A 12,011-nucleotide genomic window follows, 5' to 3' on the forward strand; every position below is an offset into this window, starting at 1 on the left:
GCCGGCGACAAGGTCCTCCTCAAGCACACCACCCGCACCGTCCGGGCCCTGGTCAAGGAGATCACCTACCGCATCGACATCGACACCCTCGAACAACGCAGCGGCACCGACGGCCTGGACGTCAACGACATCGGCCACGTGGTACTGCGCACCGCCGAACCGCTGGCCCTGGACGAGTACCGCACCAACCGCCGGACCGGATCCTTCCTGCTGATCGACCCGGCCGACGGCACCACCCTCACCGCCGGCATGGCGGGCGAGGCCTTCGACACCGTACGCACCACCGATCCGAACGAGGAGGACTGGGTCTGATGCCCAGCGAGGCGTTCTCGGGCATGGACAAGGAAGGCGGCCGCATCGGCAGCGGCGTCCTCGGCAGCGGCCAGGGCGGGCTGACCCGATGTGGGGGCGGACAGGGGCACTGACCCCCTGTCACCGGACCGGCCCTTCCCACAGCGGGGCCGACCGGCTCGCCCCGGCATCCCGATGCCGACAGCACAGCGCACGCTTTCCTCCTTCCATGGAACAGGGACGACTCTCATGGCACCCAGCACCTCGCACCCGCATACCCCGGCCCGCCCCAACTCCGGCCGGATCAGACGGTCGGCCGTCGCCGTCGTCGCCGCGGTCACCGTCGCCGGTCTGCTGACCGCTTGCAGCTACGGCTCGAAGAGCACCGACAGCAAGGCCGCGGCCGCCCCCGCAGCCGCCTCCGGCACCTCGGGCACGAAGCTCTCCGCCGACACCGTGAAGATCGGCTACTTCGCCAACCTGACCCACGGCACCCCGCTGGTCGGCCTGCAGGAGGGCCTGTTCCAGAAGGAGCTGGGCGCCACCCAGATCAAGCCGCAGATCTTCAACGCCGGCCCGGCCGAGATCGAGGCGCTGAACGCCGGCTCGATCGACATCGGCTGGATCGGCCCCTCCCCGGCGATCAACGGCTTCACCAAGTCCAAGGGCACCTCGCTGCGGGTCATCGGCGGCTCCGCGTCCGGCGGCGTCAAGCTGGTGGTCAACCCCGACAAGATCAAGACCCTGGACGACCTCAAGGGCAAGAAGATCGCCACCCCGCAGCTCGGCAACACCCAGGACGTGGCGCTGCTCAACTACCTGGCGGAGAAGGGCTACAAGGTCGACCCGCAGTCCGGCGCCGGCGACGTCTCGGTGGTCCGCTCGGACAACAAGGTCACCCCCGACGCCTACAAGTCCGGCTCGATCGACGGCGCCTGGGTGCCCGAGCCGACCGCCTCCAAGCTGGTCACGCTCGGCGCCAAGGAGCTGCTGAACGAGAAGCAGGTCTGGCCCGACGGCAAGTTCGTGATCACCAACATCATCGTCTCGCAGAAGTTCCTCAAGGAGCACCCGGACGTGGTGGAGGCCGTGCTGCGCGGCTCGGTGAACACCAACGCCTTCATCAAGGCCAACCCGGACAAGGCCAAGGCCGACGCCAACGACGCCATCAAGGCCGCGGCCGGCAACGCCCTGGAGCCGGCGATCCTCGACCCGGCGTGGAAGGACATCGAGTTCCTGGACGACCCGCTGGCGGGCACCTTCCAGGCCGAGGCCGACCACGCCGTCAAGGCGGGCCTGCTCGAGAAGCCGACCCTGACCGGGATCTACGACCTGACCCTGCTCAACAAGGTGCTCAAGGAGACGGGCCGGCCGTCCGTCGCGGACGCCGGCCTCGGGGTCAAGTGACCCCCACCCCGTGACTCCGCGGTCCGCGCCCCGCCCCCGTCCTGGTCGATGCCCAATCACAGGACGGGGCGGGGCCGGGCCCCGGCTCCCACTCCGCCAGCCCGACGCCAGACCGATCACGCAGGAGGTGTCCGGATGACCCCGACACTGACCACCTCGTACGACGCCGCCGGCGTCGAGGCGGCCGCCGGCCAGGTGGCCGTACGGCTCTCGCACGTCCACAAGACCTTCGGCCGCCCCGGCACCGCCGCCCCCGTCCTGGACGACATCTCGCTCGACGTCGCCCCGGGCGAGTTCGTCACCCTGCTCGGCGCCTCGGGCTGCGGCAAGTCGACCCTGCTCAACCTGGTCGCCGGCCTCGACCGGCCGACCGCCGGCACCATCGAGGTGCCCGGCGGACGCCCCGCCCTGATGTTCCAGGACCACGCGCTGTTCCCCTGGCTCACCGCCGGGAAGAACATCGAACTCGCCCTGCGCCTGGCGGGCGTTCCCCGCGAGGAGCGCCGTCCCGAGGCCGAACGCCTGCTGGAGCTGGTCCGGCTCGGCGGCTCGTACAAGAAGCGCGTGCACGAGCTCTCCGGCGGCATGCGCCAGCGCGTGGCGCTCGCCCGCTCGCTCGCCCAGGGCGGCAACGTGCTGCTGATGGACGAACCGTTCGCCGCGCTCGACGCCATCACCCGCGACGTGCTGCACGACGAGATCACCCGGATCTGGGCCGAACGGCAGCTGACCGTCCTGTTCGTCACCCACAACGTCCGCGAGGCCGTCCGGCTCGCCCAGCGGGTCGTACTGCTCTCCTCCCGCCCGGGCCGGATCGCCCGCGAGTGGCGGATCGACCTGCCGCAACCGCGCCGGATCGAATCCGCCGGCGTCGCCGATCTGTCCATCGAGATCACCGAAGAACTGCGTGGGGAGATCCGCCGCCATGTCCAGCACTGACACCTCCCCCGCACCCGCCCGCACCGCGGACACCTCGCCCGCCGACTCCGCCAGCGTGGAGGCCGGTCTCGACGCGCTGGAGACCGTGCAGACCCAGCGCACCCCGGTCGGCCAGGTGCTGCGCCGGAAGGTGCTCCCGCCGGTCCTCGGCATCCTGCTGGTGCTGGGCGTCTGGCAGCTCGCCGTCTCGCTGGAGCTGACCACCACCGACAAGCTGCCGAGCCCCGGCGAGGTCTGGCAGGCCCTCACCAAGCTCTGGTACGCGGGCACGCTGTTCTCGATCATCTGGACCAGCCTGTGGCGCGGCCTGTCCGGCTTCCTGGCCGCCGTCGTGATCGGCACCCCGATCGGCCTGCTGGTCGCCAGGGTCAAGCCGATCCGCGCCGCCCTCGGCCCGGTGCTCTCCGGCCTCCAGTCGCTGCCCTCGGTCGCCTGGGTCCCGGCCGCCGTGATCTGGCTCGGCATCAACAACTCCGCGATGTACGCCGTCATCCTGCTCGGCGCCGTCCCCTCCATCGCCAACGGCCTGATCTCCGGCATCGACCAGGTCCCGCCGATCTACCTGCGGGCCGGCCGCACCCTCGGCGCCACCGGCCTCGCCGGCGCCCGCCACGTGCTGCTGCCCGCCGCACTGCCCGGCTACCTGGCCGGCCTCAAGCAGGGCTGGGCCTTCTCCTGGCGCTCCCTGATGGCCGCCGAACTCATCGCCGCCTCCCCCGACCTGGGCGTCGGCCTCGGCCGCTACCTGGAGAACCAGCGCGAGTTCTCCGACATGTCCGGGGTGCTGCTGGGCATCGTGCTGATCCTGGTCGTCGGCGTCGCCATCGACCTGCTGATCTTCTCCCCGATCGAGCGCCGCGTGCTGCGCAGCCGCGGCCTGCTCGTCACCACCCGCTGAGGCCGCCGCGATGACCCGCCACCGGCCGTCCGCCCCGCACCGCCGGGCCCCCGCCCCCGCCCCCGCGGCGGGGAGCCCCGCCCTGCTCCTGATCGCCCACGGCAGCCGGGACGCCCGGCACGCCGCGACCGTCGAGGCGCTGGTCGGCCTGGTGCGCACGGCGCGACCGGCGCTGGAGGTGGCCACCGCGTACCTGGACCACTGCGCGCCGCGGATCCCGCAGGTCGTCGGGCGGCTGGACGGCCGGGCCGCGGTCGCCGTCCCGCTGCTGCTCGGCCGGGCGTTCCACGCCCGCAGCGACATCCCCGCCGCCCTGCGCGCGGCCGCCGCCGACCTGCCGGTGGCGGACGTGCTGGGCCCGTCGCCGCTGCTGCTGGACGCCCTGGACCGGCGGCTGGCCGAGGCCGGGCTGGACCTCGGCTCCGCCGCCGTCCGGGCCCGCACCGGCGTGGTGCTCGCCTCCGCCGGATCCTCCGACCCGGCGGCCAACGCGGCCGTCCGCGAGCTCGCCGCCGAGTGGCGGCGCACCCGCGGCTGGGCGGCCGTGGAGACCGCGCACGCCTCCGCCGTCCCGCCGCACGTCCCCGACGCGGTCGCGGCCCTGCGCACCGCCCCCGGCGTCGAGCGGGTGGCGGTCGCCCCCTACCTGCTGGCTCCCGGTCTGCTGCCCGACCGGATCGCGGCCGCCGCCGAGGCGTCGGGCGCCGACCTGACGGCCGGAGTCCTGGGCGCCTCCCCGGAGATCGCCACCCTGCTGCTGCGCCGCTACGACCTGGCCCGCACGGCGACGGCGACCGCCCCCGCACTGACGGCCTGACGTACCGCCACCTTCGTTCCGCCCCGGCAGAACCCGGGAACTGTCGCGACGGCCGGGACGGACCTGCGCCGGGAGGCCCGGCGCCGCGCGGGCGCAGCCCGGCCGGCAGCCGCCAGGTCGGCTCGGCAGGCCCGTCCGGGAGCCCGCCGACCGCGTGAACCGATCCGGCCCCCGCCCGCCGAGGTGCCCACGTCGAGCCGGATCCGCACGGGACGCCCGTGCGACGGCGCCCCCGCAGGGTGTCCGCACGCGCCGGGCCCGCGGGTCAGCCGATCGCCGCCCGGAAGCGCTGTTCGAGGTCGGCGACCGCCTCGCGCTGCGCGCGGCTGGTGGCGGTCGGCCGCCCCTCGCGGCGGGCCTGCTCACTCGCGTGGCGCAGCGGCGGTTCGGCCCAGTGCCAGGCGTTGGCGGCGCAGCGGCGCTGGTCCGGGGTGCCTTCCTCGGCGGCGTGCAACAGTCCTGCCAGCACCCGCCGGTGGCCGACCGCGGCGACCAGCGCGGTGGTGAGCCAGCGCGGTGAGCTGGGGTCGTCGTCGAGCAGGAGGAGGGCGAGCACCGGCTCGAAGTGGCGCGCCGCGGCCGTCCGGTCGGCCTCCAGCGCTCGGCGGACGGTCTGCCGCTTGTGGCCGATCCGGTGGTACTGCGGGTAGTGCGGCTGCTGCTGCGCGAGCCGGGCCACCCGCTCGTCGGGCTCGTCGGGCCAGGTCAGGCCGAGGGCGGCGAGCAGGTCGTCCAGCCCGTCCTCCTGCCGTCCGAGCCGCTCTCCGAGGTCCATCCGTCCAGCCTACGCGGGCCCGCCGGGGACGCCGCGGGCCCCCACCCGGCGGGTGGGGGCCCGCGGTGCCGGTCAGGCCAGGACGCCGAGGTCCTTCGGGGTGGCGACCCCGTCGAAGGTCAGCAGGTGCCGCTGGGCGGTCACGGCGTACAGGTCCGGGTGGCCGTCGCCATTGCCGTCGCCGGAGCTGCCCAGCGTCGGGTACTGCGCCACCGGGAAGTTCCCGGTCACGGTGCCGGCGGCCGGGTCGGCGAGGGCGGAGAAGTCCCAGGACCCGTCCGTGCCGCGGGTGACGGGGTAGCTGCGCAGCACGCCGGTCGCCCGCTCGCGCGACCAGAGCGCGAAGGTGCCGTCGGCTGCCGTCCCGGGGGCGATCAGGTCGTAGCCGGCCCAGGCCGCGGTGCTGAGCTTGCCGACCGTCCAGAAGCTGTAGCTGTTCACGGCGGTGAGCAGCCAGAGGTCACCGTCCTCGACCGTGAGCAGCGAGGGGCCGTGGTGGGGCGCCAGCTCTCCCACGGACACCAGCTGGTCGGTCCGGCCCCAGTCGGTCGCGAAGTCCGCCGGGATGGTCGGCTCGTCCCACGGCAGGTCGGCCGGGCGGTCGATGAAGCCCACGCCGCCGGTGAAGGTGCCGTAGTCGGTGTTCCGGTACAGGTACGGGCCGGTCCGCGGCCGGAAGGCGATCAGGTCGTCCATCGGCGCGTGCTCTCCCCAGCCGCGGTGGACGAGCTGGTAGTCGCCCCAGCCGGCGTGGTCCGGTGCCCGGTTGGCGGCGACGACCGAGGTCGGGGCGGCGGTGGTGGCGGCGGCGCTGATGATCTGGAGGTTGCCCTTGGCGTCGGGCAGCAGGATGTCGGGGACGCCGTCGCCGTCCACGTCGCCGGGGGTGCTCGGCGGGTTGGGGTCGGACGGGGCGTAGAAGGTGTACTGGGCGGGCCAGCTGATGTTGCCGGCCTTGTCCATCGCCCGGACGGTCAGGGTGTTGGTGCCCCAGGAGGTGACCCGGATCGGCACGGTGGCCCGCCCGTCGGGGCCGGCCGCGACGGCCGCCGGGTCGGTGCAGTCCTGGCCGAAGCTCAGGTAGGGGCCGGTCGTGTACCAGTAGCAGGCCACCCCGGAGGCCGGGTCGGTGGCGCCGAGGGTGAAGGAGCCGATCTGGCCGGCGTGCTTGGACGGGGTGCCCTGGGACGGGAAGTCCGTCGATTCGACGGTGAGTTGGGCGGGCGCGGTGCTGTCGACCCGGAACCGGCAGGCGTCCGTCGGGTCGTCCGCGTGGACGCCCTTGGCGCGCCAGCTGTAGGCGTGGCCGTCGGTCAGCCCGGCGGTGGTGACCTGGGCGGTGCCCGCGGTGGTGGACGCGGTGGCGTCGAAGACCTTGGTGTGGGCGGGCGTCTGGTCGTCCCGGACGGTGAACCGGACCTCGGGCGAGTCGGCCGTGACGGTCAAGGTGGGCGCCGCGGTGGTGATCCAGCCGGGTGCGCCGTCGGCGCCGCAGGCGGTCCGCTGCCCGGTGGTGGCGAAGCCGGGCACGGGGGCGGTCCGCGGATCGCGGACCGGCGCGGTGCCGGCGGCGCCGGCCGGCGGCGCGGCGAACAGCCCTGCGGCGGCGGCGAGCGCCGCTCCTGCCGCGACGGCCGGAAGTCTGCCGGTGGTTCGGGTCATGCTGGTCTCCCCCTCTGAACGGGCCGTGCGGTGGGCCGTTCGACGGGCCTCGCACGATCGATGCGTGAGCGATCATGTCCGATCCGGTCGGGCCCCACAAGGAGGTTTTCCGGTGGCCGGGAGGGCCGTCCCGGGCGCAGCGCAGCGCAGGTGCAGCGCAGGTAGGGGCGGGCCGGCCCGGGTACGCCGAAGGGCGCCGGACCGCAGTGCGGTCGGGCGCCCCGGGGCGGTGCCGGCGGGTCAGTCCGACTTGCGGCGCTGGCGGCCGGTGCCGTAGTTGGAGCCGGACTTGGTGCCGGAGCCGGGCTGGGCGCGGCCGGAGGTCTTGCCGATGAACCCGGCGGCCTGGCGGCTGCCGCCGGCCGCGGCGCGGTTGCCGCCGGTGGCGGCGCCGAGGCGCTGCTTGGGGCGGGGGCGGCGCGGGTTGCCGTTGGAGTCGACGTCCTTGGGCAGCGCGGAGCGCTTGGACTGCGGGCGGCGCCGGCCCTGGCCGTCCGCCTTGGCGGCCGCGCCGGCCTCCGCCGCGGCCTGGGCCGCGATCTGGGTGGGGGCGAGGATCGGCAGCACCGCGACACCGCTGGGGGTGCGGGCGCCGGTGATCCGGTGCAGCTCGCCGTCGCCGGGGCGGATCTTGGTGACGGTGGGGCGGATGCCGGCGGTGGTCATCAGCCGGGAGACCTCGCGGCGCTGCTCGGGCAGCACCAGGGTGACCACGGTGCCGGACTCGCCGGCCCGGGCGGTGCGGCCGCCGCGGTGCAGGTAGTCCTTGTGGTCGATCGGCGGGTCGACGTTGACGACCAGGTCCAGCCCGTCGATGTGGATGCCGCGGGCCGCGACGTTGGTCGCGATCAGCGCGCTGACCTGGCCCTCGCGGAACTGGTCCAGGGTGCGGTTGCGCTGCGGCTGGGACTTGCCGCCGTGCAGCGCGGCGGCCTGGACGCCGGCCGCGCGCAGCTGCTTGGCCAGCCGGTCGGCGCCGTGCTTGGTGTGCACGAACATGATCACGCGGCCCTCGCGGGCGGCGATCCGGGCGGTGGCCTCGGCCTTGTCGGCCGGGTCGAGCTGGATCACGTGGTGGTCCATGGTGGTGACCGCGCCGGCCGAGGGGTCCACCGAGTGGGTGACCGGGTCGGTCAGGAAGCGGGTCACCAGGCGGTCGACGTTGCGGTCGAGGGTGGCGGAGAAGAGCATCCGCTGCCCGCCGGGGGCGACCTGCTCCAGCAGCTTGGCGACCTGGGGCAGGAAGCCCATGTCGGCCATCTGGTCGGCCTCGTCCAGCACGGTGATCTTCACCTGGTCGAGCCGGACGTCGCCGCGGTTGATCAGGTCGTCCAGCCGGCCGGGGGTGGCGACCAGGACCTCGGTGCCGCGGCGCACCTGGTTGGACTGGCGGGTGATCGACATGCCGCCGACCACGGTGGTGATCCGCAGGTTGAGCCCGATCGCGTACGGGCTGAGCGCGTCGGTGACCTGCTGGGCCAGCTCGCGGGTGGGCACCAGGATCAGGGCGAGCGGGTGGCGCGAGTCGGCGCGCTGTCCGGCGGTGCGGGCCAGCAGCGCCAGGCCGAAGGCCAGGGTCTTGCCGGAGCCGGTGCGGCCGCGGCCGAGCACGTCGCGCCCGGCGAGCGCGTCGGGCAGGGTGGCGGCCTGGATCGGGAACGGCTCGGTGACGCCCTCGCGGGTCAGCGCGGTCAGCAGCGCCTTGGGCATCTCCAGCTCGGCGAAGCTCGCCGCCGGCGGGCGGGCCGGGGTGCCCTGGACGACGGTGAACTCCTCGGCCGGGCGCGGGGTCGCGGTGCGCGGGCGGGAGGCGCCGGCCGGGCGGCGCGGCGGGCGGCCGCCACCGGTACGGGTGCGCTGGTTGCGTGCGGGCTCGGTCATCGTGCTCCTAAATCCTGATTCGGCCGACCGCGACGGCAGTGCCGTGCGGTGGGCCCCTGAGGGGGCACCCCGGCGAGAGCTGGGGAGGTCGGCCGTTTCGGGGGAGGAGTGCGCCGCCCCGGCCGTGAGGCAGCATGGGCGAGGGCCCGCACCCTGCGGTGCGGGCCCTCGCGCAGCACTGTTCGAGTCGGCTGTGAGCCGGGTCTCAGATGGTGCGGATGTTCTCGGCCTGCGGGCCCTTCTGGCCCTGCGTGACGTCGAACTCGACCTGCTGGCCCTCGAGGAGCTCGCGGAAGCCGTTGGACTGGATGTTCGAGTAGTGGGCGAACACGTCAGCGCCGCCGCCGTCCTGCTCGATGAAGCCGAAGCCCTTTTCGCTGTTGAACCACTTCACGGTGCCGGTAGCCATAACCGTCTCCATATTTCACTGGGGCGTCAGGGTCCACACCTCGTGAACCCCACATAGCCGCGATCCCCATCCGGAGACAAAACACCGGACAAAACAAATGCGCCTGTCGGTTGGGACCAGCAGGCGCACACACACGTTCATGGGAACCAATACTGCAACTGCATCGACTGTAGCACGGCCGATCGGTGTGGTGATCGGAAAGTTCCCCTGGTCACACGACGTTTGGGGGACAAACCGAGGGGGCACGCGGACGAGCTCCGCGCGCCCCCTCGGCTTCGAGTCGTGAACTCAGTGCCGGCCGGCCGGCTCCCGGGTGTCGGTGACCGCCGGGGCGGCCTCCGGGTGTCCGGGCAGCGAGCCGTGGCCGGGCCACCAGGCCGCCCGGCCGAGCAGCGCGGTCAGCGCCGGGGTGAAGAACATCGCCATCACGAAGGCCGAGACGGCGATGCCGAAGGCCACCGAGAAGCCGATCTGGCTGAACAGCGAGTTGCCCGCCAGCAGCATGGTGGCGAAGGTGAGCGCCAGGATGCTGCCCGCCGCCGCGACGGTCGGGCCGCCGTGCCGCATGGCCAGGCCGGCCGCCTTGCGCGGGCTGTGGCCCTCGGCCGCCTCCTCCCGGAGCCGGGCGATCATCAGGATGTTGTAGTCGGTGCCGATCGCCACCACGAACAGGTAGATGAACATCGGCAGCATGAACATCAGGCCGGCCTCGCCCTGCATCTTCTGGAAGACCAGGCTGGTGGCGCCGACGGTGGCGCCGAAGCCGAGGCCCACCGCCCCCATCAGGTACCAGGGGGCGACCACGCTGCGCAGCAGCAGGGCCAGGATCAGCATGATCAGCAGCGCGGCGACCGGGAAGACCAGCGAGTAGTCGCGGGCCATCGCGGTGTTGATGTCCTTGTACACCGAGGTGATGCCGCCGACCTTGGCCTCGCTGCCCTGCGGCGCGGAGCCGTGGGCGACCTTGCGCAGCCCGTCGATGGTGTCGATGGCCTGGTTGGTGGCCGGGGCGTCCTTGAGCATCACGGTGATGTCGGCGACGGTGCCGTCCGTGTTGAGGTGCGGCTGCGGGACGACCTGGGCCACCCCGGGCACCTTGCCGAGCTCACCGACGTAGCCGTTCAGCGCGGCCGGGTCGAGCTTGGCGCCGTTCTTGCTCTCCACGTACACGTGGCTGGGGTCGGCGGCGCCGGCCGAGAAGGCGGTCATCAGGGTGTCCTGGACGACCATCGACTCCTTGGTCTTCGGCATCGAGCCGGAGGCCAGGTCGAAGGTGCCCTTGTAGCCGAAGGCCGCGAAGGAGAGCGCCACCAGCAGGGCGCCGGAGACCAGGGTGACCAGCAGCGGACGGCGCTCGACGGTGCGGCCGAGGGCCGCGAAGCGGGCGTTCGCCGGATCCTTCTGCCAGGCCTTGGACGGCCAGAACAGCACCTTCTCCGGGATCAGCGACAGGATCGCGGGCACCAGGGTGACCGAGGCCAGGGCGGTGACGAGGACCGCGATGGCCAGCGAGGGGCCGAGCGCCTGGAACATGCCGAGGCTGGAGAGCAGCAGCACGCTGAACGCCACGATGACCGCGCCGGCCGCCGAGGCGATCGCCTCGCCGACCCGGCCGACCGCGTTGACCACGGCGGTCTTGCGGTCGTCGCCGGCCCGCAGCCGTTCGCGGTAGCGGAACATCAGGAAGAGGAAGTAGTCGGTGCCGACGCCGAACAGCACGATGATCAGGATGGCCGAGACCGAGCTGTCGGCCTTGAGGCCGAAGGCCTTGCTGGCGTCGGCGATCAGGCCGTTGGCGACCATCGAGAAGACGAAGATCGACAGGACCGGCAGCAGGGCGATGATCGGACTGCGGAAGATGACGCCGAGCGTGAGCAGGATGATCACGATCGTGCCGACGCCGATCAGCATGTTGGCCAGCTCGGAGGAGTCCTTCTGGTCCAGGTTCTGCGCGGCCTGGCCGCCCAGCTGGACCTTCAGGTTGCTGCCCTCGGCGAGCTTCTTGGCCTCGTCGCGCAGCTCCTTCGCGGAGTCGGCGGCCTCCGGCTTGTGCGCGGAGTTCTTCTCCATGCCGACCATGGACAGCGCGTAGCGGCCGTCCTTGGAGGTGGACTGGTCGCTGACCGGCAGAATGGTCTCGACCAGCTTGACGTGCTGGTCGGTCAGGCCCTTGACGACCTTGTCCATGGCGGCCTGGTCACCGGCGTCCAGCTTGCCGCCGTCGGTCCGCTCGAACAGCACCATCGCGGCCGGGGTGAAGTTGGCCGGGAAGGCCCGCTCCTGCACCTTCGAGGCCTGGATGGACTCGTAGTGCTCGGGCAGGAAGGCGCTCTCGTCGGTCTGCGCGGTCAGCGCGGGCGCGGTGGCGATGATGGCGACGGCGGCGACCAGCCAGCCGATGATCACCCACCAGGCCCGCTTGACGACGAAGTGTCCTATTCGGTGGAACATGCTCGTTGTGCCTCCTGGGCATGGTTCACCGCAGCCCTTGGGGGGACGGGACGTCGGGCGACGGCGCGGGACCGGGCGGGGAGCGGCGACGGCAGCTCTTAGCCGGTCGGCAGGTAAGTACGGTTGGCATCCTACGGGAATTTACTTGCCGCCCGGCAAGTGACCACTCCCCGGACGCACCCCCTAGGGGAGGTCGGGTGCCTCCCCTCGACCATCCTGACCTGCGGCTGCGCGCGGCACCTCGTACTCCGGGTGGAGACGCCTCCGCCTCAGGGTGGATTCCTGGGCGGTCCGTCCCGGGGGAAATCTCCGGGACGGCGGGTAGGGCAAACCCCACCCCACGGGTGAGGGAAGGCCCAGGGCGGGCTCCCCCGCCAGCCGGATGTCGGTCCCGGCCGCGAATTCCTAGCCTCTGTGGTGCAGCTTCCACAGCGCGCCGGACCACCACCGGCGACCGCTTCCGGCGGCCACCGCCGCCGCT

General features: G+C 73.1%; 10 protein-coding genes. 5 read left to right on the plus strand and 5 right to left on the minus strand.

Going from position 1 to position 12,011, the window contains the following annotated elements; genetic code table 11:
• The 5 genes from ABT014_RS02340 to ABT014_RS02360 all read left to right on the plus strand — a co-directional run.
• On the plus strand, positions 1-312 hold a 312-nt coding region (locus ABT014_RS02340; RefSeq protein ID WP_502894810.1), incomplete at its 5' end, for an elongation factor 1-alpha C-terminal domain-related protein.
• Between the two features lie 228 nt (positions 313-540).
• On the plus strand, positions 541-1,698 hold the full coding sequence (locus ABT014_RS02345) for an aliphatic sulfonate ABC transporter substrate-binding protein (RefSeq protein ID WP_350636028.1): 1,158 nt from the start codon (positions 541-543) through the stop codon (positions 1,696-1,698).
• Positions 1,699-1,833: 135 nt separating this feature from the next.
• On the plus strand, positions 1,834-2,637 hold the full coding sequence (locus tag ABT014_RS02350; protein ID WP_350636031.1) for an ABC transporter ATP-binding protein: 804 nt from the start codon (positions 1,834-1,836) through the stop codon (positions 2,635-2,637).
• Complete coding sequence (locus tag ABT014_RS02355; RefSeq protein WP_350636034.1) at positions 2,624-3,535, plus strand: ABC transporter permease; 912 nt, start codon at positions 2,624-2,626, stop codon at positions 3,533-3,535. The genes ABT014_RS02350 and ABT014_RS02355 overlap by 14 nt, the downstream gene beginning before the upstream one ends.
• 10 nt (positions 3,536-3,545) lie before the next feature.
• Positions 3,546-4,352 carry a sirohydrochlorin chelatase gene (locus ABT014_RS02360; RefSeq protein ID WP_350636037.1) on the plus strand — a complete coding sequence of 269 codons (807 nt, stop codon included), beginning with the start codon at positions 3,546-3,548 and terminating at the stop codon, positions 4,350-4,352.
• A 265-nt stretch (positions 4,353-4,617) separates the two neighbouring features.
• Here the strand turns inward: ABT014_RS02360 and ABT014_RS02365 are convergent, their stop codons facing one another.
• The 5 genes from ABT014_RS02365 to ABT014_RS02385 form a co-directional block, all read right to left on the minus strand.
• Positions 4,618-5,127, minus strand: coding sequence for a hypothetical protein (locus ABT014_RS02365; protein WP_350636040.1), 510 nt, complete (start codon positions 5,125-5,127; stop codon positions 4,618-4,620).
• Positions 5,128-5,199: 72 nt separating this feature from the next.
• Entirely contained in the window at positions 5,200-6,789 is a 1,590-nt protein-coding gene (locus ABT014_RS02370; RefSeq protein WP_350636043.1) for a hypothetical protein, read from the minus strand.
• Positions 6,790-7,029: 240 nt separating this feature from the next.
• Positions 7,030-8,670, minus strand: a complete 1,641-nt coding sequence (locus ABT014_RS02375) for a DEAD/DEAH box helicase (RefSeq protein ID WP_350636046.1) — start codon at positions 8,668-8,670, stop codon at positions 7,030-7,032.
• Positions 8,671-8,875: 205 nt separating this feature from the next.
• The gene (locus tag ABT014_RS02380) at positions 8,876-9,079 is read right to left on the minus strand and encodes a cold-shock protein (protein ID WP_350636049.1); all 204 of its coding nucleotides are present in this window, start codon (positions 9,077-9,079) and stop codon (positions 8,876-8,878) included.
• Between the two features lie 288 nt (positions 9,080-9,367).
• Positions 9,368-11,530, minus strand: coding sequence for an MMPL family transporter (locus ABT014_RS02385; protein WP_350636052.1), 2,163 nt, complete (start codon positions 11,528-11,530; stop codon positions 9,368-9,370).
• Between the last annotated feature and the right edge of the window lie 481 nt (positions 11,531-12,011).

Source organism: Kitasatospora sp. NPDC094015 (assembly GCF_040304075.1).
Taxonomy (GTDB): Bacteria; Actinomycetota; Actinomycetes; order Streptomycetales; family Streptomycetaceae; genus Kitasatospora.

What these genes read in the sequence shown, in the direction of transcription:
- ABT014_RS02345 (WP_350636028.1), top strand. Translation starts at nt 541, where the DNA reads ATGGCACCCAGCACCTCGCACCCGCATACCCCGGCCCGCCCCAACTCC.
- ABT014_RS02350 (WP_350636031.1), top strand. Translation starts at nt 1,834, where the DNA reads ATGACCCCGACACTGACCACCTCGTACGACGCCGCCGGCGTCGAGGCG.
- ABT014_RS02355 (WP_350636034.1), top strand. Translation starts at nt 2,624, where the DNA reads ATGTCCAGCACTGACACCTCCCCCGCACCCGCCCGCACCGCGGACACC.
- ABT014_RS02360 (WP_350636037.1), top strand. Translation starts at nt 3,546, where the DNA reads ATGACCCGCCACCGGCCGTCCGCCCCGCACCGCCGGGCCCCCGCCCCC.
- ABT014_RS02365 (WP_350636040.1), bottom strand. Translation starts at nt 5,127, where the DNA reads ATGGACCTCGGAGAGCGGCTCGGACGGCAGGAGGACGGGCTGGACGAC.
- ABT014_RS02370 (WP_350636043.1), bottom strand. Translation starts at nt 6,789, where the DNA reads ATGACCCGAACCACCGGCAGACTTCCGGCCGTCGCGGCAGGAGCGGCG.
- ABT014_RS02375 (WP_350636046.1), bottom strand. Translation starts at nt 8,670, where the DNA reads ATGACCGAGCCCGCACGCAACCAGCGCACCCGTACCGGTGGCGGCCGC.
- ABT014_RS02380 (WP_350636049.1), bottom strand. Translation starts at nt 9,079, where the DNA reads ATGGCTACCGGCACCGTGAAGTGGTTCAACAGCGAAAAGGGCTTCGGC.
- ABT014_RS02385 (WP_350636052.1), bottom strand. Translation starts at nt 11,530, where the DNA reads ATGTTCCACCGAATAGGACACTTCGTCGTCAAGCGGGCCTGGTGGGTG.